This window comes from Rhodobacter sp. P1_C2, assembly GCF_056406375.1.
This window is the reverse complement of the sequence record NZ_JBFUAG010000002.1, coordinates 367,108-389,359: the sequence shown is the minus strand read 5'-3', so window position 1 is coordinate 389,359 and position 22,252 is coordinate 367,108. Positions and strand designations below refer to the sequence as shown.

24 protein-coding genes are annotated in these 22,252 nt (G+C 63.4%); 8 read left to right on the top strand and 16 right to left on the bottom strand.

From position 1 onward, the window contains the following. Positions 1-710: 710 nt before the first annotated feature. Positions 711-1,235: a serine hydrolase domain-containing protein gene (locus AC1DZT_RS04610; RefSeq protein WP_478005425.1), complete on the bottom strand. Its 525-nt coding sequence runs from the start codon at positions 1,233-1,235 to the stop codon at positions 711-713. A gap of 257 nt (positions 1,236-1,492) precedes the next feature. On the opposite strand from AC1DZT_RS04610, the gene AC1DZT_RS04605 reads away from it, so the two are divergent. Beyond that, positions 1,493-1,975, top strand: coding sequence for a ParB/Srx family N-terminal domain-containing protein (locus AC1DZT_RS04605; protein WP_478005424.1), 483 nt, complete (start codon positions 1,493-1,495; stop codon positions 1,973-1,975). Positions 1,976-2,053: 78 nt separating this feature from the next. Continuing rightward, positions 2,054-2,149, top strand: coding sequence for a recombinase family protein (locus AC1DZT_RS04600; RefSeq protein WP_478005512.1), 96 nt, complete (start codon positions 2,054-2,056; stop codon positions 2,147-2,149). A 66-nt stretch (positions 2,150-2,215) separates the two neighbouring features. On the opposite strand, the gene AC1DZT_RS04595 is transcribed toward AC1DZT_RS04600, so the two are convergent. The 3 genes from AC1DZT_RS04595 to AC1DZT_RS04585 all read right to left on the bottom strand — a co-directional run bounded on the left by AC1DZT_RS04595 (position 2,216) and on the right by AC1DZT_RS04585 (position 4,205). Beyond that, a complete protein-coding gene (locus AC1DZT_RS04595; protein ID WP_478005423.1) occupies positions 2,216-2,905 on the bottom strand; it encodes a GNAT family N-acetyltransferase in 690 nt (229 codons plus the stop codon). Between the two features lie 43 nt (positions 2,906-2,948). Beyond that, a complete protein-coding gene (locus AC1DZT_RS04590) occupies positions 2,949-3,341 on the bottom strand; it encodes a cupin domain-containing protein (protein WP_478005422.1) in 393 nt (130 codons plus the stop codon). A gap of 93 nt (positions 3,342-3,434) precedes the next feature. Beyond that, positions 3,435-4,205 carry an AraC family transcriptional regulator gene (locus AC1DZT_RS04585; RefSeq protein WP_478005421.1) on the bottom strand — a complete coding sequence of 257 codons (771 nt, stop codon included), beginning with the start codon at positions 4,203-4,205 and terminating at the stop codon, positions 3,435-3,437. Positions 4,206-4,377: 172 nt separating this feature from the next. Here AC1DZT_RS04585 and AC1DZT_RS04580 point away from each other — a divergent pair, with 172 nt between their 5' ends. Beyond that, entirely contained in the window at positions 4,378-4,575 is a 198-nt protein-coding gene (locus AC1DZT_RS04580) for a hypothetical protein (RefSeq protein ID WP_478005420.1), read from the top strand. Positions 4,576-4,973: 398 nt separating this feature from the next. Here the strand turns inward: AC1DZT_RS04580 and AC1DZT_RS04575 are convergent, their stop codons facing one another. Beyond that, a complete protein-coding gene (locus tag AC1DZT_RS04575) occupies positions 4,974-5,879 on the bottom strand; it encodes a LysR substrate-binding domain-containing protein (RefSeq protein WP_478005419.1) in 906 nt (301 codons plus the stop codon). Between the two features lie 258 nt (positions 5,880-6,137). Between AC1DZT_RS04575 and AC1DZT_RS04570 the strand changes: the two genes are divergently transcribed. Genes AC1DZT_RS04570 through AC1DZT_RS04560 form a run of 3 tightly spaced genes read left to right on the top strand, consistent with a single transcriptional unit; the run spans position 6,138 to position 9,387 of the window. Next, entirely contained in the window at positions 6,138-6,614 is a 477-nt protein-coding gene (locus tag AC1DZT_RS04570; protein ID WP_478005418.1) for a (2Fe-2S)-binding protein, read from the top strand. Then, a complete protein-coding gene (locus AC1DZT_RS04565; protein ID WP_478005417.1) occupies positions 6,614-8,782 on the top strand; it encodes a xanthine dehydrogenase family protein molybdopterin-binding subunit in 2,169 nt (722 codons plus the stop codon). Before AC1DZT_RS04570 ends, AC1DZT_RS04565 begins: the two co-directional genes overlap by 1 nt. Beyond that, positions 8,779-9,387, top strand: coding sequence for an Isoquinoline 1-oxidoreductase subunit (locus AC1DZT_RS04560; RefSeq protein ID WP_478005416.1), 609 nt, complete (start codon positions 8,779-8,781; stop codon positions 9,385-9,387). Before AC1DZT_RS04565 ends, AC1DZT_RS04560 begins: the two co-directional genes overlap by 4 nt. Positions 9,388-9,418: 31 nt before the next feature. Here AC1DZT_RS04560 and AC1DZT_RS04555 read toward each other — a convergent pair whose 3' ends face one another. From AC1DZT_RS04555 to AC1DZT_RS04545, 3 genes are all read right to left on the bottom strand, one after another. Then, entirely contained in the window at positions 9,419-10,345 is a 927-nt protein-coding gene (locus AC1DZT_RS04555; protein WP_478005415.1) for an oxidoreductase, read from the bottom strand. Positions 10,346-10,384: 39 nt separating this feature from the next. Continuing rightward, positions 10,385-11,338 carry an SDR family NAD(P)-dependent oxidoreductase gene (locus AC1DZT_RS04550; protein WP_478005414.1) on the bottom strand — a complete coding sequence of 318 codons (954 nt, stop codon included), beginning with the start codon at positions 11,336-11,338 and terminating at the stop codon, positions 10,385-10,387. 70 nt (positions 11,339-11,408) lie between these two features. Continuing rightward, positions 11,409-11,867 (bottom strand): VOC family protein, encoded by a 459-nt coding sequence (locus AC1DZT_RS04545; protein ID WP_478005413.1) that lies wholly within the window; start codon positions 11,865-11,867, stop codon positions 11,409-11,411. A gap of 113 nt (positions 11,868-11,980) precedes the next feature. On the opposite strand from AC1DZT_RS04545, the gene AC1DZT_RS04540 reads away from it, so the two are divergent. Together AC1DZT_RS04540 and AC1DZT_RS04535 are read left to right on the top strand one after the other, a co-directional pair. Continuing rightward, entirely contained in the window at positions 11,981-12,880 is a 900-nt protein-coding gene (locus AC1DZT_RS04540; protein WP_478005412.1) for a LysR family transcriptional regulator, read from the top strand. A 513-nt stretch (positions 12,881-13,393) separates the two neighbouring features. Next, complete coding sequence (locus AC1DZT_RS04535) at positions 13,394-15,037, top strand: bifunctional AfsR/SARP family transcriptional regulator/alpha/beta hydrolase (RefSeq protein ID WP_478005411.1); 1,644 nt, start codon at positions 13,394-13,396, stop codon at positions 15,035-15,037. Positions 15,038-15,105: 68 nt separating this feature from the next. Here the strand turns inward: AC1DZT_RS04535 and iolG are convergent, their stop codons facing one another. From iolG to AC1DZT_RS04495, 8 genes are all read right to left on the bottom strand, one after another. Further along, complete coding sequence (iolG, locus tag AC1DZT_RS04530; RefSeq protein WP_478005410.1) at positions 15,106-16,107, bottom strand: inositol 2-dehydrogenase; 1,002 nt, start codon at positions 16,105-16,107, stop codon at positions 15,106-15,108. A 16-nt stretch (positions 16,108-16,123) separates the two neighbouring features. Next, positions 16,124-16,933 (bottom strand): 3-methyl-2-oxobutanoate hydroxymethyltransferase, encoded by an 810-nt coding sequence (locus tag AC1DZT_RS04525; RefSeq protein ID WP_478005409.1) that lies wholly within the window; start codon positions 16,931-16,933, stop codon positions 16,124-16,126. Positions 16,934-16,935: 2 nt separating this feature from the next. Further along, on the bottom strand, positions 16,936-17,709 hold the full coding sequence (locus AC1DZT_RS04520; RefSeq protein ID WP_478005408.1) for a TIM barrel protein: 774 nt from the start codon (positions 17,707-17,709) through the stop codon (positions 16,936-16,938). Position 17,710: 1 nt separating this feature from the next. After that, the gene (locus tag AC1DZT_RS04515) at positions 17,711-18,022 is read right to left on the bottom strand and encodes a MocE family 2Fe-2S type ferredoxin (RefSeq protein WP_478005407.1); all 312 of its coding nucleotides are present in this window, start codon (positions 18,020-18,022) and stop codon (positions 17,711-17,713) included. 92 nt (positions 18,023-18,114) lie between these two features. Beyond that, the gene (locus AC1DZT_RS04510) at positions 18,115-18,936 is read right to left on the bottom strand and encodes an ATP-binding cassette domain-containing protein (RefSeq protein WP_478005406.1); all 822 of its coding nucleotides are present in this window, start codon (positions 18,934-18,936) and stop codon (positions 18,115-18,117) included. Then, positions 18,936-19,943 carry an ABC transporter permease gene (locus AC1DZT_RS04505; RefSeq protein ID WP_478005405.1) on the bottom strand — a complete coding sequence of 336 codons (1,008 nt, stop codon included), beginning with the start codon at positions 19,941-19,943 and terminating at the stop codon, positions 18,936-18,938. The genes AC1DZT_RS04510 and AC1DZT_RS04505 overlap by 1 nt, the downstream gene beginning before the upstream one ends. 60 nt (positions 19,944-20,003) lie before the next feature. Continuing rightward, positions 20,004-20,969, bottom strand: coding sequence for a substrate-binding domain-containing protein (locus AC1DZT_RS04500; protein WP_478005404.1), 966 nt, complete (start codon positions 20,967-20,969; stop codon positions 20,004-20,006). 146 nt (positions 20,970-21,115) lie between these two features. Next, a complete protein-coding gene (locus AC1DZT_RS04495; protein WP_478005403.1) occupies positions 21,116-22,123 on the bottom strand; it encodes a sterol desaturase family protein in 1,008 nt (335 codons plus the stop codon). Between the last annotated feature and the right edge of the window lie 129 nt (positions 22,124-22,252).

Below are 22,252 nucleotides of genomic sequence, written 5' to 3'. Positions count from 1 at the left end.
GCTTGGCCAATGCCCGGGCACGCTTCACTGCGCTGAGGTTGCGGACACCCCGTTTGGGAGCTCTCGGTGGGTTTCCGCTCGGGCAACAGACCGTCCGTTCAACATTGATAATTCGGATGAAAACTGCCTTGCTTTTGCCACATTAAGATGTGCTAATGGTACATAAGAAAAAGTTGCGATTGATTGTGGGTGTGTAGTGCGAGTGCGTTACTGTTGACTCTCCCCATTTTCTTGCGGGTGGAGTGCACGTGAGAAGCCAGCCTTGACCTAAGAAGCCAAGGCTGGCGATCTAAAATCTGTTGCATCGAGCCCGGCAGAACCGGGCTCGGTTTGCCGAGTCTGCCGCTTGTGGCATCGTTTATTTGTAAGGTTCAAGGTTCCAATGACACACCGTTTTCCGCCGCTGGCCCCGCAAATGCCAATCGCACAGCAAAGTAGCCAGAGGTCTCTCAGGACAATTTTCCACCGCATCCTCATCGCGGCGCGGCCTGTCAAACAGATTGCTTCCCACTGGTTCGGAATTGCTGTTACGGCAATTCGGCATTCGAAATTCAACATGTCCAGATAGGACGTCTTTGACGCGAAGAGGCGGGTTACGCATAATTCGCCTTTGGATCAAGGTCCAACCAGTGCGGAATAGACGAGAGCCCTGAGTTCCTTGCGTACGGGGATCGCACTGGAAGGCCAAATTTGCGTGAAGAGAATGACAATCATGTCTTCGACCGGGCTGACCCAGAAGAAGGTGCCAGCGGCTCCGCCCCAGCCATAGTCGCCGGGCTGCGCGGATTGGTGAACAGGCTCAATCCCGCCCGGTGGGTCAGAAGGTGATGAATTGTCATCTTCCTGTTCACGGGGATCACCTGGTCCAGCGATGTGGCGCCCTCAACCAGCAGGCTTTGATCCTTGAACTCCGGCAGATACATCGACACCGGATCGTCGAGGTGCAGCCGGCCCTCTTCGTAAAGCATCAGCGCCGCGACGGCCGTGATCGGCTTGGCCATGGACCAGATGCGTGCGATCAGGTCCCTTCGCCAAGGGCTCCTGGTCGCAATATCCGACACCCCGGCGCAGGCGAAGTAGGCAAGTTCGCCATGTCGCGCAACCAGCACCGCGCCCCCGGGCCAAAGCCCGCTGTCCGCGTAGCGCTGCATCCAAGGCTTCAACCGCGAGAGCCGTTCCGGATCAAATCCAAGCCGTGCGGGATCGCGAACCGGCTCTGGTGCAACCTGGCCCATCACATGCCACTCCCTTTCCGGTTGGGCAGTCGCTGAAGGCTATTGAAGTCGCGGTCCCGGCGACGTCCCATATGTTCCCGATCAATATCTCATAAAAAATGCTTGCTGTCATGGATCGCCGTTCGGACCTCTTGCTCAAAAAGCAATCGGGGGCGCGCACCAAACCTGTCGCCTCGTATAATTTATTTCGGTAAGACAATGGCTTAGTCGTGTGTTGCAAAGCCCGTGCGGCCAAATTGGCCGCTACGGAGGTGTGCATGGACGGCGCGAACCAACTGGTAATTCCCTCCCGCCCGTTCGGCGCTCTGATCCCATACGCCCGCAACGCGCGCGCGCATGACGAGGGTCATTTGGAGCTGATTGCTGGCTCGATCCGGGAGTTCGGCTTTAGCAATCCGGTGCTGGTCGACGGGGCGAATGGCATAATTGCCGGCCATGGGCGGGTCATGGCGGCGCGCAAGCTCGGGCTTGGATCTGTGCCGGTGATTGAACTGTCGCATCTGAGCGCGGCGCAGAAGCGGGCCTATGTGCTGGCCGACAACAAGCTCGGCGAGCGGGCCGGTTGGGATCTGGAGATGCTGGCGCTGGAGGTCGGGGATCTGCAGAGCCTTGGTGTCGACATGCTGGATCTCGGGTTCACCGGCAGGGAGCTGGACGATCTGCTTCGGGAACCCGAACGGCGCCGAGGCTCTCAGACGAGCTGGGAAGGGCGCTGTGACGCTCAGGCAGGCTGTCCGTGACAACGCGGATCGGTTTGCGGACCGATTGGTGGCAGTTTTGGCCTATATCCGGGCCAAAGGACACACAGATTGCGTGCGATGGCGGCGGAACTGAACCGCCGTGGGATGAGGACGCGTCGCGGCGGGACGTGGCAGGTGTCGAATGTGACAAATCTTCTGAAGCGGCTAGCTTAGAATGCGCGTTGCAAAGGGCGGAAAGCGGCCCTTCGCCCCAGCCGGCGGGGCCGCTTTTTCAGTTGGTTATTCAGCTCCCATGCCCGCGCGGAATTCCTCCAGCTTGCGTCGCTGGGCTCCCGCTGCATCGAAGTTCCCAGGTGCCAGCCATGCCTCATAGGCCGGCCGGAGCTTTGCCCAGTCCTTGTCGAGCATCGCGAACCATGCAGTGTCGCGGTTTCGGCCTTTCATGATCATATGTTGGTGGAACACCCCCTCGTGCCGGAAGCCGAAGCGCAAGGCCGCCCGTTTGGACGGCAGGTTCTCGTTGTTGCACTTCCATTCGAAGCGGCGATAGCCAAGATCGTCGAAGATATGGCGGGCAAAGAGGAACAGCGCCTCGGTCGCCGCAGGTTTGCGCGACACCAGGGGGCCCCAATAGATATGGCCGATTTCGGCGACCCCGTTCGCCGTATCCATGCGCATGAAGGTCTGCCGCCCCGCGATCTTGCCCGTGATCTTGTCGATCACAGCAAAGAAAATCGGATCCTCGCTGGCGGCGGACTGTTCCACCCAGTTGCGAAACACGTCTCTGTCGGTCGGCGGGACATCGGGCAACCAGCGGAACCGCGCGTCCCCGTCCGGCTGTGCCGAGGCTTCAAACAGGCCTTCGGCATGGCGCGCGGCATCGAGTTTTTCCAGCCGGACGAAACGCCCTTCCATCGGCGGGGTTCGGGGTTTGAGGCGCGGGGTCCACTGGGACAGGTCTTCGGCCATTTCAGGCTCCTTCTTGCAATTCAAATGACGGGCCCGGCAGCCCTCAGGCGTCGGGACCGTCGACGTTTTCCAGCGTTTCGCCTTGACCCACGCGGAGGAAGACATATCGCACGTCATCCCCACCTTGCAGGATCTGTGCGCGGTGGATCACGCGGCGGGGGAAATAGGCGTAATCGCCCGCGCCAAGCTCGAATGACTGTGTCCCGCCCGGGCCATGATCAACCCGGATGCGGCCCGACAGCATATACATGACGCTGTCGAAATCCTTGTGGTGGTGCCACTGGCTCGGCTGGTCCAGCGCGGTCACATGGCATTCGCCGACCCAGAGATCGCCCACCGCAAGCGCCTTGCGCCGAATCTGGCCGGGCGTGATCGGCCCCTCTTCAAGCTCGTCCGCCCGCACGACGCCGATTTCCGTAAACAGTGCCTTGCCCATCCGGTGTCTTTTTGCAGCAATGGTGATCCGCCTCGCATTATTGCAAGCTATTCGAAAAACAGGAGGACAAGTTTTGTCGCGAAACGGACAAACTCACGACGGATCGAGGTGGAGCGTCCTCACCTGCGCCGGAGTCAGCCCGAAGGTGCGGCGGAAGGCGACGCCAAAGGCCGATTGGCTGCCAAAGCCGACTTTGCGCGCAATGCGGGCAATCTCACCGTCTGTCATCAAGAGGACGAAGGCCGCGTTCAGCCGCGCTTGCAAACGCCACTGTCCAAAGGTCATGCCGGTGTCCTGAACGAACAGGCGTGCCAGCGTCCGCGCCGATGCGCCGCACACCTCTGCCCAGTCGTCGAGGGTGCGCGGATCGGCAGGGTCATCCGTGATGGCGCGGGCAAGGCGCGCAAGGCGCGGTTCGCGAAGCTGCGGCAAGCGCGTCATCACGGTCTTGGCACGTCGGATCTCGTCGATGATCAAGGCTACAAGATGTGGGGATCGCCCGTCGATGGGCCAGTCGACCGGCTCGGCGCAGATCGCAAGGATGAGTTCGCGCATGAGAGAACCGACCGTCACGACCCGGGGAGCCGAAGGGATGGCATCGGCGAGGCGGCGGTCGATGAACACCTCACGCATCGCGACTTCGCCTTCCATGCAGATGGAATGCGCGACATCCGCGGGCAGAAACAGCGCCTTCGTGGGGGGAAGCAGGAAGCTGGCCTCCGCAGTTTCGACACGCATCATTCCCGAAATCGCATAGACAAGCTGCGCCTTGGGGTGGCTGTGCATGCCCGACGACAGCCCGTCGGGATAATCCATCGAAAAGCCGACCGCAGCACGATCCGCGCGCTCGTATCGGTCGATCATCGTCTGTCGTTCTGGCGATAAGAACATAGGTTCTGGCGTCATACTGCAAAAGTAATCGCCCACTGGACCCTTGGCAATTGCGCTCGGAACTGGCTCGTGGAAGCATCGCTGCGCAAGGGGTGCGACTGTTGGTTTTGGGCCGAAAGCGACGTTCAATGCCCACGCAGGGTAGATGCCTGAGACCAACGACCTGGCTGCGGGCTTAATGGCCCCCGAGGCCCAGGCCGAACGTGAGGCAATCTCCCGCCGCACCAAGGAGGCGCTGGCCGTGGCCGAGGCGCGCGGGGTCAAGCTCGGCAACCCGAACGGCGCCGGACGCCCTCAAACGCACTGGGAAGGGCGCTGTGGCGCTCAGGCAGGCTGTCAGTGACAACGCCTATCGGTTTGCGGAGGGGCTGGTGCCGGTGTTGGCGGATATCCGGGCGAAGGAGCAGACCGTGCTTCGGGCGGTGGCTGCCGGGCTCAACCGGCGGCGCGTGAAAACCCGTGGTAGCCATTGGCAGGTGCCGAATGTCCGAAACCTTATGGAGAGGCTGACACGAGCAGAACTGACCACTGGTCTCTCGTGAAAGACCCACCTTGTGGAACGGCAAGCGATCAGGCGCCTCGGACAGAATTTCGGCCATCGATGATCTTGTGGATCACGTGCGCTAGTGCTTTGTGCTTCGGCGCGGGACAGTCGTCATGCGTCTCGATGCGTGCCGTGTGCTTGTCCAGGTCGATTTTGCCGGTGCCTTCGGGCACAGGACAGTGCGGCTGGACCTCGCCTCAAATGACATGCCCTGCGGAAAGATCGGCGGAGCCCAGCACTGAATCGAGAAACGCCTTCAGAGCCACGTTTTGATCGTCCTTGCGCCAGACAATACTCAAGGGAATTGTCACCGCGGGAGCCGCCAAGGGGCGAAATACCACACCGGGAAGCGCCAGTCGCTGCAGGGCAACAGGAACGAGCGCAATGCCCACACCGGCCGCGACGAGGCTGACGATGGTGGACAGTTTTGACGCTTCCTGCGCGATGGATGGCGTGAAGTCGGCGCGTGCACAGAAATTACGGATGGTCTCGTGCAGCAATGAGGCAATCGGTTGCGGGAAGTATACCCATGACTCGGATCGCAGTGCTTCCGGTCCAATGATTTCAAGTGATGTCAGGGGATGCCCATTGGGCAAGGCCACAACAAGCGTGTCCATTGCGACGACCGCCTGGTTCAGCCCGCCAGAAATGTTTCTGGGCGCATAGAGCAGACCCACGTCCAATTTCTTCTTGTAAATCAGATCCGGCTGCATATCGCTGTTCAGCTCGGTCAATTTAAGTTCCACTTCGGGATGTTGTTGGCGAAAATCACGAACGACGTTCGGCAGAAATCCGAAGATGGCCGAACTCGAACATCCGACCCGGATCGTTCCCGCTTCGCCGATATGTGCCCTCTGGGCAGCGGAAATGGCCTCTGATGTCGCTTCAACCACCCTTCGGGCATAGTGAAGAAACACCGTCCCGGCGGGGGTGAGGGAGATGCGCCTTTGATCCCGGTTGAATAGAGTGACGGCCATTTCCTCTTCCAGACGGCGGATCTCCCGGCTCAGATGCGGCTGAGCCGTGTTCAATCGTTCTGCAGCCCGCGAAAAACTCAATTCTTCGGCGACAGCAATAAAGAACCTCAAGTGCCGATGTTCCATCATTTGCTCCTGGCTTACGCTTCCATACCTAATGCGTCTGTCATCGGCATCCAACAAGTATTGGACGCCAGATGGCCCCCGGATCACTGTGAAATCCAGGGTTTGACGCGTGCGGCGAACCGCATTGCATGATCAGAAGGCAAGTTCAATGCGTCCAGTGAACCATTCCAAAAACAGCCGGAAGCCGCAGTCCGATGACCGGATTCCGATCAGGGTCGCTGGTGTGCAGATCTCAATTTTCGTGGTGGGAGGATATGAATGAGCTTCACTTTGAACGTCAATGGCTCGATGCACGAGGTGAACGCGGACGCCGATACGCCGCTTCTTTGGGTGATCCGCGACATCATCGGTCTGACCGGGACCAAGTATGGCTGTGGCATTGCGATGTGCGGAGCCTGCACGGTCCATGTGGATGGCCAGGCGAAACGGTCGTGCGTGACGCCGGCCGGTAGCGTCGCTGGCGCTGCGATCACGACGATCGAAATGCTGTCGGAGCAGACCGAAGGGCGCGCGGTGCAGGCGGCCTGGCTGGAGGCTGAGGTCATTCAATGCGGATATTGCCAGTCTGGCCAACTCATGCAGGCCGCGGCCCTGCTTGCAGCCGAACCCACCCCGGATGATGCCACGATAAATGCCGTGATGTCTGGAAACCTGTGCCGATGCGGGACCTATGGGCGCATTCGCCAGGCGATTCATCTTGCCGCCGCCGATCTTGCAACCAAGGGGTCAAATTGATGGACATCCAGCACGGGAACGGATCAAGGATCAGCCGACGCGGTTTCCTGTTCACGGCCGGGTTCGCGGCCGGAGCTTTGGTGATGGGCATCATACCGGCGGCGCCGGCCGCGGCCCAGGATGCGAAGGCCTTCGCGCCGAACCAGTTTCTGCGCATGGAGACCGACGGATCTGTCACGCTGATCCTGCCATTTGCCGAAATGGGTCAGGGCATTCTGACCGGTTGCGCCATGCTGATTGCAGAGGAATTGGAGGTCGACCTCGCGTCTGTGCGGGTCGAACTCGCGCCGGGCGATGACGGGCTTTATGGGAGCCCGCTTTTCGGAGATCAGATCACCGGCGGCTCCGGCTCGATGATGGGGGGATGGATTTCGCTGCGCCGGGCCGCCGCTGCAGCGCGCAGCATGATGATCGCTGCGGCGGCGCAAAAATGGACGGTCGATCCAACAACCTGCCGTGCTGAGCTTGGGCAAATTCTGCATCCCGACGGGCGCGTGCTGAAATATGGGGAACTGCTCGGTGCCGCCGCGGCCATCCCGGTTCCGCAGGATGTTGCGCTGAAAACGGGGCCCTGGCGCGTTCTCGGGCAATCTGCGCATCGCCTTGACACCCCGGCGAAGGTGAACGGAAGCGCCATCTATGGCTGCGATGTCCGCCTGCCCGGCATGGTATTCGCTGCGGTCGCCAATGCGCCGGTCATCGCTGGCAAGCTGATCTCCGTCGATCCTGCCCCGGCCTTGGTGGTGAAGGATGTTCTGCGCGTCATACCCTTGGACACATCCGTCGCCGTGGTTGCCAGCCATACCGGGGCAGCACTCAAGGGATTGGCGGCGCTCTCCCCGACTTGGGACCAGACCGCAGGCCGTGCGATATCGACCGAAGCGCTGATCGCGGCGAGTGACCGTGCCTTGACGGGGCCATCCGTCCAGGCCCTTGAAAAGGGCGATGTCCTTGCGGCAATGCACAGCGCGGCCAAGATTTACGATGCGACCTATCGGTTGCCAATGCTGGCGCACGCCGCAATGGAACCGATCAATTGCACGGTCGCGGTGGGGGAGAAATCTTGCGAGCTTTGGCTGGGCACTCAGGTGCCCGGACATGTGCGCAAGGTGGCCGCCGCAACCGCTGGCCTGCCGGAAGAGAATGTGCGCGTGAACTCGCATCTCATCGGCGGCGGGTTCGGCCGGAAGCTGGAGACCGATTGGATTGCGCAGGCCGTCGAGATTGGCAAGGCGGTGGGTGCGCCGGTCAAGGTGATGTGGAGCCGTGAGGAAGATATGCGCAACGATGCCTATCGTTTCCACAACCACAGCCGTGTGCAGGTCGCTCTCGACGCCGCGGGGGAAGCCGTGGCATGGCATCACCATGTGGCGGCGCCCGGCGTGATGTTCCGCTTTCTGCCGGGCTATACCCGGGACGGGGTGGACCTCGATGCGGTGGACGGCGCAGCCGCGCCCTACACTATTGCCAATCAACGCGTGGATTTCGTGCGAAGCGAAGCGCCTTCGGGGTTGATGACGGGCAACTGGCGTGGTGTTGGGCCAACCCGGAACTGGGTCATCACGGAAGGCGTGGTCGATGACATCGCGCGGATGGCAGGAGCCGACCCTCTGGCGTGGCGTCGTCAACGGCTGACTGAACCGCGCCTTCGGGCGGTGCTTGACCGGCTGGAATCTGAAGCCGGCTGGAGCAATCCAAAGGTCGCGGGCCTTGGGCGCGGGGTCGCCCTGGGCTCCGGTTTCGGCAGCCACATCGGTGCCGTGGCCGAAGTCACCGTCGACCCTGAAGGGTTCGTTCGCGTCAGCCATGTCACCTGCGTCATCGACTGCGGCCTCGCGATCAACCCGGTCCTCGTGACCCAACAGCTTGAAGGAAGTATCGTTTTCGGTCTGACCGCTGTCCTGTTCGGCAAGGTTACGGTGCATGGCGGGCGGATCGACCAGTCGAACTTCCACGACTATCGGCTTCTGCGCATGGCAGAGATGCCGGGCATGAAAACCGTCATCCTCGACGCGACGGGGGAACCCGGTGGCGTTGGAGAGCCGGGAACGGCGGTGATCATGCCGGCGGTCCTGAATGCGATTGCCGATGCAACGGGGGAGCGTATCCGAACCTTGCCGATCGATCCCCGGAGAGTGCCAAGCATCCGTCTGGAGGGGCAAGCATGAGACGTCTTTTCCGTTTTGGCGCATCCCTTGCGTTGGCTTGCCACGCATCCGTCAGCATGGCGCAAGAGAGTTTGCGCAGCCCGTCCGACTTTGCCTCCATCGAAGATCAGGCCGCACGTTCGGCCGCGATCTTCATGGAAGCCGGGCGGGTGATCACCGGTCCAAGGTGCATGAACTGCCATCCCGCGACCCGCTCACCGACGCAGGGGGATGACCTACACCCCCATGTGCCGCCGGTCATGGCGGGAGAGAGCGGGCTGGGGGTGCCGGGGTTGCAATGCTCGGCCTGTCATGGATCGGACAACCTCCCGCTGCGCGGCGCGTCGATCGGAAGCGTCCCCGGAAATGACCACTGGCGTCTCGCGCCGCCCAGCATGGCGTGGCAGGGTCTGTCGGTCAGTCAGATCTGCGACAGCATCAAGGACAGGGCGCGCAACGGCAACCGCTCCCTGGCTGATATCAAGCACCACTTGGCCGAGGACCCGCTGGTGGGCTGGGCTTGGGACCCGGGACAGGGCAGGAACCCTGCTCCGGGGACGCAGAAAGAGTTCGGCGCCCTGATCGAGGCATGGATCGAAACCGGGGCTGCCTGTCCGAAGGGCTGACGGCGTGAGGGCCACGATGGCCCTCACATCTTCACGGCTGCTGGAAATCCGTGGAAACGGAAAGGTCCCGCCATTTCGCCAGTATGGCGCGGTCCGAGGCATGTTTAGCCTCGATTGCGGCAACCGTGTCGCTGCCAAGCGGCAGTCGGACGGGCGGGTTCGGGGCTTCGGCGAAGGCAACAAGAACTTCGGCAAGCCGTGCCGGGTCCCCGGGCTGGTTGTGGCTGAGCTCTGCCGCGATCCCGCGCACCCGGCCAGCGGTCGCATCATAGTCGGCGATCCGCGACGGGCTGACGCTCAACGACGAGGCATCGAGAAAATCCGTGCGGAAATAGCCGGGTTCGACGACCGTCACATGGATTCCCAAGGGCGCGAGTTCGTCGTGCAAGGCCTCGGACAGGCCTTCGACGGCGAACTTGGTCGAGGAATAGATCCCGAACCCCGCCGCCCCGCGATATCCGCCAATCGAGGATATATTCAGGATACGCCCGTTCCGGGCGCGCCGCATATGCGGCAGGATCGCCCGCGTCACGTTCAGAAGGCCGAAAACATTGGTACGGTAGACGGCCTCGACCTCGGCGGAGGTGGACTCTTCGACGGCGCCCATCAGACCGTAGCCCGCATTGTTCAGCAAGACGTCGACGGAGCCGAACTGCTGCACGGCGGCGTCAGCGGCGGCAAGGGCGGCTGCACCGTCCGTGACATCCAGCGCAAGCGCCAGCAGGTTGGGATGTGTCCCCAGCCGGTCGATGACGGCTTTGGGGTTGCGGCCGGTGGCGACAACCGTGTCGCCCCGAGAAAGCGCGCGCTGCGCCACCAAGGCGCCAAAACCACGCGACGCCCCTGTGATGAACCAGGTTTTCATTCCGGCATTCCTTTGTTGATTTCGGGATGCGCTGGTGCCGGGATCGTCCGGCACCGGCAGGGTTGTTGACCAGGCCTCGAGATTGCCGCTCAACTGGCTGTTGCGGCCTGTTGGTCGAAGGGGAGACGTCGGTCAGGCGCCGAACTCCGTGGCAAAGCGCAGCTCCATGTCGCGAGCAAGCAGCTGGGGAAAGCGGTCGAGCATCGCCCTTGTGTAGTCTTGCGCGAAATGCGCTTCGAGGTCGGCCTTGCTGCGCCAGGTCTCGTAGAGGATCCAGGCGTCGGGATCGGCGTTGTCGCGGTGCAAACGGTAGGCGATGGCGCCTTCTTCCTTGAGGCTGGGAGCAATCAATGCGCGAAGGCCGTCGCCGAGGATCTCGGACATTCCGGGTTTTGCCGTCAGGCGGGCGACGACGGTCAAGGCCTCAGCCTGGGGGGAGGGAGGCGGGTAGTGCGCCTCCCAGCTTGCATCAGGCTCGGTGGCGAGGCGCCAGAAGACATCGGCAACTTCGGCCGCCTCGCGAGAGCCTTGGCCGACCAAAGTGGCCACGGTGGCCGTCGCGATGCGGATGCCGGACGCGGCCAGCGGCTCGGCGAGGGCCTGCACGATATTGCGCAATGCGGCCTTTCCAACGCCAAGGCTGGCATAGCTTGCATGCGGGACCACGCCCAGCCCGCCGCCGGTGACAAGGATCGTACCGCCGCGCTGGCCGAAGAGGGAAACGGCTTCCCTGATACTGTACAGCCCTGCGCCCACGTTGATCGCCAGATCACTGTCGATCTGCGCGTGCGTCATGCTGAACAGATCCTGCTGCCGCACGACGGCCGCGTTGAAGTGGACGGTTCCCAGACCACCCGTCAGCTCTTCGGCCGTGCGCATGGCGGCTTGCAGGCTTGCAGGGTCGGTGGCGTCGGCAGGGACGGCGTGGGCCGTGATCCCCTCGGCCGCAAGGTCCGCCACAAGCGGCGCGAGGTGCGCCGCGCTGCGGCTGGTCAGGACCACGGTCCAGCCCTCGCGACCGAACCGCCGTGCGACGGCCTGGCCTATGCCGGGGCCAGCACCGATGATCATGATCGAATTCTTCATCGAGAGATTCCTTTCGTGACAGGATTGGTCGCCCGCTGTGTGGCGGGTTCGACCAGGGGAGGGGCCTCGGTCAGAGGACTTCAGCCAGCTCGATCAAGTTGCCGAACGGGTCGGCGAAAAAGGCCAGCTTCCGGCTGATCGCGGGCAGGACGAAGGGTTCGGTGACGATGGTGACGCCGCGCGCGCGCAGCTTGGCGACTGTCGCCTCCACGTCGGACACGTTCAGGCAGAAGTGGTGGTAGCCCGCATATTTCAGACTGTCGCCCAGGTCGGTATAGGGGCGCGTGTCCTGAGGCGCGGGTTCGCCGCCGCCGAGGATTTCGATGTAGAAGTGATCGTCATTCGGCGGCGCCAGATAGGCCAGCTTTTCATCGGCATAGTCCCATTCGGCAACGATGCGGAAGTCCAGCTTTCCGACGTAGAAGTCTTTCGCCGCGGCGAGTTCCGGGGTGCGGATCGCCACGTGATGGCCGCGCATGTCTGCGAAGGCCGAAGCCGTGTTGGCGGTGGGGGGGACGAAGTCGGGCATCGTGATCTCCTGTAAATTTCGGGCCATTGGTGGCCGGTGATCACAATTTGCGCTTTCTCGACTCGTTTTATTAGCGCAATAGTGTTCCAGTCACTCATGAGCAAAAATCAGCAATGCGCGCATCTGACCTGACCGAACTTGCCGCTTTCGACGCCGTCTCGCGCCTGCGCAGTTTTCGCCGTGCGGGAGAGGAGCGGGGTGTCACAGCCTCGGCAATCAGCCATGCGGTCAGCAACCTCGAGGCGCGTGTCGGCATCCGCCTGTTGCACCGCACCACGCGCAGCGTGTCGCTGACCGATGCAGGCGCGATGCTGATGGCACGGCTGACGCCCGCGTTTGCCGATATCAACGGGGCAATGGATGCCCTGAACCAGTTCCGCGACACGCCCTTCGGCAAGGTGCGGATCAATGCGCCCAACTCGATCGCTCCCTTCGTCTTCGGTCCGGTCATGGGCCCGCTTCTGGCGCGAAACCCGAACTTGCAACTGGAGATCGTCGCCACTGACCGATTGGTCGATATCGTCGCCGAGGGGTTCGATGCCGGGATCCGTCTGGGCGAAAGCCTGCGCGACGGCATGACCGCCGTGCGGATCAAGCCGGGTCTGCGGTTTGCGGTGGTGGGTTCGCCAGACTATTTCGCGCAGAATCCGCCACCGCCGCATCCTGCGGCCCTTCGCTTGCACAGCTGTATCCGCAATATTTATCCAAGCGGGGCTGCCTATGCCTGGAGTTTTTCCAAAGGGGGGCAGGTGGTCGATTTCGACTCCACCGGGCCACTGGCCCTGGACGACCACGAGCTGATGGTCGCGGCGGCACTCTCCGGCTCTGCCTTGGCCTATGTCTGGCACGAGAGGGCACGGCCCCATCTGGAGAGCGGCCGCCTTGTCGAGTGTCTGTCAGACTGGTGTCAGGCGGAGGATTGGCTGTATCTTTACTATCCATCGCGCCGGCATATGTCGGCTGGCCTCCGTGCCGTGGTCGAGGCCTTGCGCGCAGGGTCGGGCGCAGGATGAACGGCCGACCCGCGATTGCCCGCCGGGAGGGTCAGGCAGTGGCAGGCGGTGATCGTCAGGAATCCTCTGGCGCGGTTGGCTCAGGAGTGGCCTCGCAAAGGGCGGAAGGCTGCCTGACATTGGTGCGCGGAGAAATGTCCTGCGACATCAGGTCTTCGCCGACTTGGACCGGCGCCGTCACACGGCACGCGATCCACACTGGGACAGGGCACATCCGCCTTGGCCGTCTACTCGTCAGGCAATGGGTCTGCAGCGGGATCGCGCATGTTGTGCAGGGCGCCGAGGGGCCTGCGCATTCCCATGCCATGCGACATGCGAAGCAGGCGCGACAAAAGGCCGGGACCCGATGTCCTGGCCCCGTCGACGAATCTGATATCCGTCTCAAGACGCGCGCGCTGCATATGTTCGATGGCAATTGGGTTCATGTCGTATGTGGGATACATTTTCCGGGCCTCGATTCCTTGGTGCGGCCAGTTTGAGCCGGTTGCGCAAGGCGGGCGGCATGGGGCCGTAATGGAAACGCAATATCGGGATCGCGCGGGCGGACCGCTGCTTGAAATGCGCGTTCTGGGCGTGCCGCAGTTCCGGCGGATTGACGGCTCGTTGGTGCGGATCGCAGAGCGTCGGCATCAGGCGCTCCTGGTGTTTCTGGCGCTGCATCCGGGCGCCCCGGTGTCGCGCGATCGGCTTGTCGATCTGTTCTGGCCGAATGCGGCGGCGGGCGCCGGGCGCGCCAGCCTTCGACAGGCCCTGAGCACCCTGAGGCGGGCGCTTGGCCCAGAGGTCGCGGCCCTGGTCCTTGCCACGCGGGACACTGTGGCACTTCAGGCCTCAGGCGTGCAAACCGACCTGGGCCTGTTGCACGAGAGGTCCGCGGAGGGCTTGCCCGCCGAGGTGACGCTCCTTGAAGGCTTGACCGGTTTTTCCACAGACTTCGATGCCTGGCGCGCAGCCGAGCAGGCCGCGGTGTCCGACCTCTTGCGCCAGCGGCTTGGCGCTTTGGCGGAAGAGGCTGCGGGGCGGCGTCAGTTCGGCGTGGCGGCGCGGCTTCTGGGGCAGGCCTTGCAGATCGACCCTTTCGATGAGGCGGCTCACCGCCGCATGATGGCGCTTCACGCCGCCCAAGGAAGGCATGCCGAGGCGCTTCGCCACTACGAGCGGCTTCGGGCGATGCTGCAGGAGGAATTGGCCGAAGCGCCCGAGCAGGCGACGCAGGACCTGGCAAGGTCCATCCGCGCCAAGCGGCAGGAACGGGGGAGGGCGGACGCCGGCGCAGGGCCCTCTTCGTCGCATCCGCCGGGCCTTGCGGGTCGCGCCCCGCCTCCGACGCGCTATGCCCGCAGCGGGCGTCACAACATCGCCTATCAGGTGACCGGGGAGGGGCCGGTTGACCTTATCCTCGTTCAGGGTTGGGTTTCCCATCTCGATTTTGCCTGGACCCATCCCGCCATCGTCCAGTTCCTTGACCGACTGGGCAGCATCGCCCGGCTGATCCGGTTCGACAAGCGCGGGACCGGGCTTTCCGACCGCGATGTGGGTCTGCCGGACCTGACCGAGCGGATGGAAGACTTGGTCGCGGTCATGGATGCGGCCGGGTCGCGGCGGGCTGTGCTTCTGGGCACCTCGGAAGGGGGCGCTCTGACCATGTTGTGCGCAAGCGCCTATCCCGACCGGATTGCGGGGCTCGTTCTTTATGGGGCCTATGCCAGGGGGCTTTGGGCGGAAGACTACCCCTGGGCCAAGACGCCGGCCCAACTGGAGGCCGAGCTCGCAGCCCTTGCGCGCGAATGGGGTGGGCCGTTCGATCTGGGCAACGGGGCGCCAAGCCTGGACGGGAATGCCGCCGAGCGGGATTGGTTCGCCGCGTTCAGCCGGGCTGCGGCCAGCCTGCAGGACGCGGTCGTCCTCTGGCGCTGGGGGGCTGAAACCGATCTTCGCGACATGCTGAGCGCCATCCGCGTGCCAACGCTCGTGCTTCATCGCAGCGGCGACCGTTGGGTGAAGGTCGAAGAGGGACGCTATCTTGCCGAGAGGATTCCGGGCGCAAGCTATGCCGAGTTTCAGGGCGTCGATCACCTGATCTGGGCCGGGGACAACCGGGCGATCCTCGATGCAGTCGCGCGGTTCATCGAGGATCTTGGGGCAAGGGAGGTGTGAGCATAGCATCACCGGGCGCAAAGCGGTCGTTCGGCGTCGAAACCCTTACGACCGCTTCGTCGTTTCCGTCAGGCCAGGACGTCCTGCAGACGCACCGGGGCGCCCAGTTTCAGCGACCTTGTGGCGGCTTCGGCCATGGCCAGGGCTGCGACACCATCGGCGAGGGTGACGGGCAAGGCGGTGCCGGCATCGGCGGCGCTGACGAAGGCCGCCCATTCGGCCTTGTAGGCGGGCATGTAGCGTTCCAGGAAGAAATAGGTGGGCTTGGCGCCGGTGACCCCTGCGGTCGTCGATTTGACCAGGGTGTTTTCCAGCATGTTCTGTGCCTGCAGCAGGCCCTCGGACCCCAGAAGCTCGACGCGCTGGTCGTAGCCATAGACCGCCCGGCGCGAGTTCTTGATGACGGCGATGCGGCCATCGTCATAGGTCAGGGTGACCACGGCGGTATCCACGTCCCCGGCCGCGCCGATGGCCGGATCGACGATTGAGGCGCCCACCGCCGAAACTTGGGCCGGAGCCGCACCCATCAGGAAATTCGCCATGTCGAAGTCGTGGATCATCATGTCGCGGAAGAGACCGCCCGAGACCTTGATATAGGCGACCGGCGGCGGCGCGGGGTCGAAGGAGGTGATCGCCAGCAGCTCGGGCTTGCCGATCTCGCCCTTGTCGAGCGCGGCTTTCAGGGCGGCGAAGTTGGGGTCGAAACGGCGGTTGAAGCCGATCATCACCGGCCGACCGTTCTGGGCCACGACCTTCTGGCAGGCCTGGGCGCGGGCCAGCGACAGATCGACCGGCTTTTCGCACAGGACGGCCTTGCCGGCGGCGGTGGCGCGCTCGATCAGGTCGGAATGGGTGTCGGTGGAGGTGGCGATCAGGACGGCGTCGATGCCTGGGTCGGCCAGGATGGCCTCGGTCGTGCGCGCCTCGGCCCCGTATTGGGCGGCCAGCTTGGCGGCGGCCTCGGTGTTGATGTCCGACACGGCGACGAGCCGGCTGCCGGGGTTGGTGGAAATGGCGGTGGCATGGACGCCGGCGATTCGGCCGGCGCCGAGGAGGGCAGTGTTCAGCATGGGATTTCCTTGGAGATCAAAGGCCAAGCGCGGATTTGAAGGCGTCAAATTCGGCGTCGGGCCAGGGGACGTTGTGTTGCCTTTCGGGATAGGCGCCGGTGTTCACATCGGCGATGAATTCCTTGAAGGCTGCGACCCGTTCCTGGTGCAGGCGGGCATATTCGGCGGCAAAGTTGCGGTAGGTCTTGGCGTGGCGCGGTTTGTGGCCGGAGGTACAGCCCAGAACATCCTCGGCGAAGAGGTACTGCGCGTCGGCGCCGGGGCCAGCCCCCATCCCGAGCATGATCATCGGCGTGTGTTTCGAGATGAGCTCACCCAGGCGATCCGGCACGACCTCCAGTTCCGCGCCAAAGCAGCCGATGGCTTCCAGCCGTTTGACATGGTCCCAGACGGCGCGGGCCTCCTCGGCGGTCTTGCCGACGGCGCGCCAGCCGGTCCAGGTGATATAGCTCGGGATCAGGCCGACATGGGCCACGATCGGCACATGGTTGTCACAAAGCACCTTCTGGATCTCGAGCGAGGCCGCGCAATAGAAGCAGTCGCCCCCCATCGCGGTGAACTTGAAGGCGGCGCGCAGATAGTCTTCGGCGGTGGCAAGGCCGCCATAGGGGCCGAACGGCAAGCCGACCTGGACAAAGCAGCGTCCCGCCGCCTCGCGCATTTCGGGTGAGAAGAAGCGGCTTTCGATCGAGAGCATGTGAATGCCTGCCGCATCGGCGGCTGCGGCCTCTTCCAGCGTGGTCACATAAAGCATCGAGATCTTTTCGCCGCGCGCCTTCATGGCGCGGATGTCGGCGACGTTCGGGCGTTTGTGGAACTGGACCATGATTACACCGAAAACGCGCTGCGGAAGGCTTCGAGGGCGGCTTCGTCATCGCCCGCCGCGAAGGCCTCCATCCCGACCGGGCCGGTGTATCCCAGGGCCTTCAGCGCCCGGGCCACGCCCGCATAGTTGATTTCGCCGGTACCGGGTTCGCAGCGGCCCGGATTGTCGGCCACCTGCACTTCGCCGATCCAGGGCAAACAGGCCTCGCACCAGCGGACCAAGTCCCCCTCGCCGATCTGGGTGTGATAAAGGTCGAGATTGATGCGAAGCTGAGGCCGGTTGACCGCAGAGACCAGACCCAGAACGGCAGCGGTGGACCCGAAGGGGCAGCCGGGGTGATCGATGGGGTTGAGGTTTTCCAGGGTGAAGACCTGGCCCGAAGCCTCGGCCAGATCGCAGAGGCGGTGCAGGGTGTCGCGGGCGCGCTGCTCCATCCCGGGGGCAAAGGCGCCGATATGCGGGATCGGGATGCCCCTGTCGCCAAGGCCGGTGCCATGCAGGTTCAGGCGATGGACGCCCAGACGCTTTCCGACCTTCGCCGTCTCGGCGGCGGAGGCGAGCAGCATCTCGCAGCCTTCGGCGTCGGTCAGACGGCCTTCGAGATACCCGTTCATGATGGTGAAGGTGGCGCCGGTGGCTTCGAGCCTGGCCAGGTCCCAGGTCGGCCAGTTCCACAGGCCGACGCCGAAACCCATCTCTTTCAGACGGGCGGCGCGCCAGTCGATCGGGCGGTCGCGCCAGAGCATTTCGGCGCAGGCGGCAAGTTGGAACGTCATGTCACACCTCGATATAGACTTGGCCGTCTTCGACCTTGACGGGATAGGCGCGCAGGTTGATGCAGGCCGGGGCACGCTTGGCCTCGCCGGTGCGGTAGTCGAAGACACCATTGTGCTTGGGGCATTCGATGGTGAAATCCATCACGAGCCCGTCCGCCAGATGCACCTTTTCGTGGCTGCAATGGCCATCGGTGGCATGGAAGGTATCCTCGGGCGATCTGTAGATGCAGAAGGACTGGCCGCCGTGGTCAAAGCGGATCAGATCCTCAAGATCGATGGCATCGGTGGCACAGGCATTAATCCAGGTGGGCATGGTCTTTTCCTTGGGTTTGGGCGCCGTGGCCCCCGGGGTTCGGGGGGCCAAGGCAGGGCCAGTCGGGGCGATCCTTCTGGCGGGGAGAGGGTTCAGGCGGTTGCAGCGACAGGCGGATGACCGTCATGGCTTGCCATGTAGGTCTCGATCTGGGCTTCGAGGTCGGCCATGGTCTCACCCCCGGCCATCAGGTCGGTGATCTGTTCGCGCGTCCGTTCGCCCTTGCGGAAATCGGCGGCGACGGCGCCACGGATCAGCACGGCGAAGTGGTCGCCCACGGCCATGGCATGCATGACCTGATGGGTGATGAAGATCACCGCAAGCCCGCGCTTCTTCGCCTCGTTCACGATCCGCAGGACATGGGTGGCTTGCTTCACCCCCAAGGCGGCGGTCGGTTCATCGAGGATCAGCACGCGGGCGCCGAAGTGGACAGCGCGGGCAATGGCAAGCGCCTGGCGTTCGCCGCCCGACAAGCCGCCCACCAGCCGGTCGCCGTCGTCGATGCGGGTGATGCCGAAGTTCTGCACCGCCTTGACCGCGATCTCGTTGGCCTTCTTGCGGTCGTAGATCTTCAGGGGCCCGAACCAGCGCGTCGGCTCGCGGCCGACAAAGAAGCTGCGGCCGATCGACATCAGGGGAAAGGTGCCGCCGAACTGGTGGACGGTGGCGATGCCGTGGTCGGCGGCCTCTCTGGGGTTCCGGAAGAGGACCGGCTTGCCGTCCATCACCATCTGGCCCGAGGTCGGCTGGTGAACCCCCGAGAGCAGGCGGATCACGGTGGACTTGCCCGCGCCGTTGTCTCCCAGCAGGCAGAGAACCTCGCCCGCCTTCACCTCGAGGTTGATGTCATGCAGCACATCGATCGGGCCGAAGCTCTTGTTGATGCCTTGCAGGGAAAGGATCGTCGCGCCCATCACTTGGCCCCTTTCTTGGGCGCATAGGACAGCGCCATCTTGCGGAAGGTGTTGTTCATCAGGACCGCGACAAGTAGCAGCACGCCGATGATCAGCGACGACCAGTTGCGGTCGAAATTGGTATAGTAGATGCCCTGGTTGACGATGGCGAAGGTGATCGTGCCGAAAAAGATCCCGATGATCGACCCGAAACCCCCGGTCAGCAGCACACCCCCCACCACCACCGAGATGATGGCGTTGAAGATGAAGCTTTGCCCGCCCGCGACCTGCGCCGAGTTGTAGAGCATCGCCTGGCACATCCCCACAAAGGCGGCAGAGGTGGCGGACAGCACGAAGAGGATGATCGTCATCCGCTCGGTCGGGATGCCGGCGTTGCGGGCGGAAACCTTGTCGCCCCCCATCGCGAAGATCCAGTTCCCGAAGCGCGAGAAATGGACGAAGTAGATATAGGCGACCGCGATGACCAACCACCACAGGACCATGGCCTGCACCTGGCCCCCCCAGACGAAATTGCCGAACAGCGCCTTGGCCGGGCCCTCGACCTTGAGGGCGACGCTGGTGGATTTCGTGATCAGAACCGTCAGACCGAGGACGACGCCCTGCACGGCAAAGAGGCTGCCCAGCGTGACGATCAGCGAGGGCACGGCCGTCTTGATCACCAGATAGCCGTTCAAAAGCCCGATCAGGACGCCAAAGGTCAGGGTCACGGCGATGCCAAGCCAGATCGGCATGCCGTAATGGCCGGAAATCACCGCGACGGTCATGGCACCGAAGGGGACCATGGCACCGACGGAGATATCGAGCTCTCCGGCGATCATCAGAAGGCCGACCGGGATGGCGATGACGCCCAGGTTGGCGGCGACGTTCAACCAGCTGGCCATGCCCGCGGGCTGCAGAAAGGTCAGCCCACCGAAGACGCCAAAGAAGGCGAGGACGGCGATCAGGCCAAGGAAGGCCCCGGCTTCGGGACGGCGCAACAGGCCGCCCAACAAGGAATTGCTGTTCATGGAGCTCCCCCGGATTTCGGATGCGGCCCGCCGCCCGAGCGGCGGGCCAGGGTCAGAGGCTTAGCGGGCGCCTTTCTTCACACCGGCCAGCGTGGCGTCGATGTTGGAGGCGTCCACGATGCCCGGGCCGGTCAGTACGGGGAAGGTCGGCAGCGAGGTGCCGAAGTCGATGGCAGAGGCCAGCAGGCTCACCGCAAGGTAGGATTGCAGGTAGGGCTGCTGGTCGATGGCATATTGCTGGGTTCCGCCCTTGATGCGGTCCAGACCGGCCTGGTTGAGGTCGAAGGTCCCCAGCATGGTCTTGCCGGTCTTGCCGGCCTGCTCGATGGCGATGGCGGCGCTGTCGGCATCGCCGGCCGAGATGGTGATGACGCCGTCGATCGTGTCATCCTTGATCATCTCGGCCTTGATCGCCTCGGCCACGGCGGTCGGGTCGCCGAAGGAGGTCGAGGGCAGCGGCAGCTGCGCGCCCTTGCCCCCGGCGGCGGTGATGCCGTCGATCACGCCCTTGCAGCGCGCCTCGATATTGGCGGTGCCGGGCAGGGTGTTGATGCACAGGACGTTCTTCTGGCCATGGCTGCCGAAATAGGCGCCACCGGCCTGGCCGGCCACATATTCATCCGACCCGACATAGTTGATCGCGCCCAATTCCCTGGCCTTGTCGGCGCCGCCCGCATTCATCAGGATGACCTTGATGCCAGCCGCGACGGCCTGCTTGATCGCCGGATCTTCGGCGTCGGTCACCCAGTCCGGGATCACCAGCCCGTCGACTTTCTGGCTGATCGCGGTCTGGATCAGCTGCACCACGTCCGGGGCGAAATTGTCGTAGTTGACCAGGCGCAGGTAGTTGACCGAACCGCCATTGGCGACAACCGCCGGGGTCGCATCGTCGATCCCCTTCTTGATGATGTTCCAGAACGCGTCGTCATTGGAGCCGCCGATCACGGCGATGGTGGCGGCATTGGCGGTGGTGGCCATCAGGGCCATCACGGCAGTTGCCTTGATGAGGGTCTTCACGCGTGTCATGTCTGTCTCCTCCCATTTGCCTTGCGGCTGTTTTTGAAACCTTGGTTTCAGGCGAGGGCGTCCGCTCCCGGATCGCCCGTACCAGCAGCACCCTGTCTCCTGCAGGACGCCGACGGATCTTTGAATTTCAGGGGTTGGCCCCAGCTTCACTTGGCGGCGTTCAGCCGGGCCTTCTTCTTCTGGAAGCGGGCCTCCATCCGGGCCTCGCCTTCCTTGCTGCCGTCGTGCCAGTAGCCGAACCACTTATCGAGCGGGATCAGCCCGTCACCGCCGTAGTTCACCTCGAAGTATTTGTGGTGCAGGTAATGGGCATAGGCGTGGCTGTGCAGCGGGGTGTCCTCGGTGATCTCCAGCTTGTCGAAACCGATGTGCCCGTTGACCGCGCCGAAGCCGGCCGAATGCAACTGGAACAGCGCCACGATCGGGTTGGACGGGATGATCAGGTGCCAGAAGGCCACGGCGTGGTAGAGAAAGCCTTCCACCGGATGCATCGACAGCGACGACCAGGGCGAGGGATTGACCGAGTTGTGGTGAACCGAATGCACCCATTTATACAGGAACGGCGTGTGGATCAGGCGGTGGATGCAGAAGAAATGCACCTCGTGGATGGCCGGGACCATGAGGGTCAGGATGGCGAGGTAGACCGGATGGTCGGCCCAGGTCAGCCAGGGCACATAGCCCTTGGCGAAGGCATGCAGGAAGATGACCTCCACCAGCGTCCACAGCGGGATCGAGAAGCAGAAGGACCGCAGGAAGTTGTCGATGTTCTGGCTCTTGAACCAGAACACGTCCGAGGGTTGGTCAGACGGGAACTTTCCGTTGTATTTGAAGCGGGTGCCCTGCTTGCGGCGGACATACCAGAACAACTCGACCGAGCCATACATCACGAAGATCGCCGCCGCATTGACCGCGTAAAGCCAGAGGGCCCAGCCCCAGGACAGGCTCTGCATCACCGCGACCGGCGGCACGACATAGGCCCAGTACAGCAGCGTCGTCGCCATGTGGAAGGCATTCCACGGCCAGACATAGCCGATCAGGAAGTGCAAAAATTTCAACGGGCTGAACGGCCAGGCCCAGCTGGAGGCTGTCTGGAGCGGCGTGCTGGGTGCCCAGTCGCCCCGCTTGTTGCGCGTCCCGAATTTCAAATCGTCCATCGCATCCCTCACACCCGGTTTTCACGCCGCATCCCGTTCGGACAGGTCTTCGAAGGCCGCCGCAGGTTGCGGCGGGCATGACCATCCTGGCGCCGGAACAGAGGTTCCGGGCGGTACGGCTCTTCGACC

What these genes read in the sequence shown, in the direction of transcription:
- AC1DZT_RS04550 (WP_478005414.1), bottom strand. Translation starts at nt 11,338, where the DNA reads ATGAAGAATTCGATCATGATCATCGGTGCTGGCCCCGGCATAGGCCAG.
- AC1DZT_RS04560 (WP_478005416.1), top strand. Translation starts at nt 8,779, where the DNA reads ATGAGACGTCTTTTCCGTTTTGGCGCATCCCTTGCGTTGGCTTGCCAC.
- AC1DZT_RS04600 (WP_478005512.1), top strand. Translation starts at nt 2,054, where the DNA reads ATGGCGGCGGAACTGAACCGCCGTGGGATGAGGACGCGTCGCGGCGGG.
- AC1DZT_RS04565 (WP_478005417.1), top strand. Translation starts at nt 6,614, where the DNA reads ATGGACATCCAGCACGGGAACGGATCAAGGATCAGCCGACGCGGTTTC.
- AC1DZT_RS04525 (WP_478005409.1), bottom strand. Translation starts at nt 16,933, where the DNA reads ATGGTCCAGTTCCACAAACGCCCGAACGTCGCCGACATCCGCGCCATG.
- AC1DZT_RS04595 (WP_478005423.1), bottom strand. Translation starts at nt 2,905, where the DNA reads ATGGCCGAAGACCTGTCCCAGTGGACCCCGCGCCTCAAACCCCGAACC.
- AC1DZT_RS04505 (WP_478005405.1), bottom strand. Translation starts at nt 19,943, where the DNA reads ATGAACAGCAATTCCTTGTTGGGCGGCCTGTTGCGCCGTCCCGAAGCC.
- AC1DZT_RS04540 (WP_478005412.1), top strand. Translation starts at nt 11,981, where the DNA reads ATGCGCGCATCTGACCTGACCGAACTTGCCGCTTTCGACGCCGTCTCG.
- AC1DZT_RS04495 (WP_478005403.1), bottom strand. Translation starts at nt 22,123, where the DNA reads ATGGACGATTTGAAATTCGGGACGCGCAACAAGCGGGGCGACTGGGCA.
- AC1DZT_RS04535 (WP_478005411.1), top strand. Translation starts at nt 13,394, where the DNA reads ATGGAAACGCAATATCGGGATCGCGCGGGCGGACCGCTGCTTGAAATG.
- AC1DZT_RS04580 (WP_478005420.1), top strand. Translation starts at nt 4,378, where the DNA reads ATGCCTGAGACCAACGACCTGGCTGCGGGCTTAATGGCCCCCGAGGCC.
- AC1DZT_RS04570 (WP_478005418.1), top strand. Translation starts at nt 6,138, where the DNA reads ATGAGCTTCACTTTGAACGTCAATGGCTCGATGCACGAGGTGAACGCG.
- AC1DZT_RS04610 (WP_478005425.1), bottom strand. Translation starts at nt 1,235, where the DNA reads ATGGGCCAGGTTGCACCAGAGCCGGTTCGCGATCCCGCACGGCTTGGA.
- AC1DZT_RS04605 (WP_478005424.1), top strand. Translation starts at nt 1,493, where the DNA reads ATGGACGGCGCGAACCAACTGGTAATTCCCTCCCGCCCGTTCGGCGCT.
- AC1DZT_RS04500 (WP_478005404.1), bottom strand. Translation starts at nt 20,969, where the DNA reads ATGACACGCGTGAAGACCCTCATCAAGGCAACTGCCGTGATGGCCCTG.
- AC1DZT_RS04510 (WP_478005406.1), bottom strand. Translation starts at nt 18,936, where the DNA reads ATGGGCGCGACGATCCTTTCCCTGCAAGGCATCAACAAGAGCTTCGGC.
- AC1DZT_RS04520 (WP_478005408.1), bottom strand. Translation starts at nt 17,709, where the DNA reads ATGACGTTCCAACTTGCCGCCTGCGCCGAAATGCTCTGGCGCGACCGC.
- AC1DZT_RS04545 (WP_478005413.1), bottom strand. Translation starts at nt 11,867, where the DNA reads ATGCCCGACTTCGTCCCCCCCACCGCCAACACGGCTTCGGCCTTCGCA.
- AC1DZT_RS04590 (WP_478005422.1), bottom strand. Translation starts at nt 3,341, where the DNA reads ATGGGCAAGGCACTGTTTACGGAAATCGGCGTCGTGCGGGCGGACGAG.
- iolG (WP_478005410.1), bottom strand. Translation starts at nt 16,107, where the DNA reads ATGCTGAACACTGCCCTCCTCGGCGCCGGCCGAATCGCCGGCGTCCAT.
- AC1DZT_RS04585 (WP_478005421.1), bottom strand. Translation starts at nt 4,205, where the DNA reads ATGATCGACCGATACGAGCGCGCGGATCGTGCTGCGGTCGGCTTTTCG.
- AC1DZT_RS04575 (WP_478005419.1), bottom strand. Translation starts at nt 5,879, where the DNA reads ATGGAACATCGGCACTTGAGGTTCTTTATTGCTGTCGCCGAAGAATTG.
- AC1DZT_RS04515 (WP_478005407.1), bottom strand. Translation starts at nt 18,022, where the DNA reads ATGCCCACCTGGATTAATGCCTGTGCCACCGATGCCATCGATCTTGAG.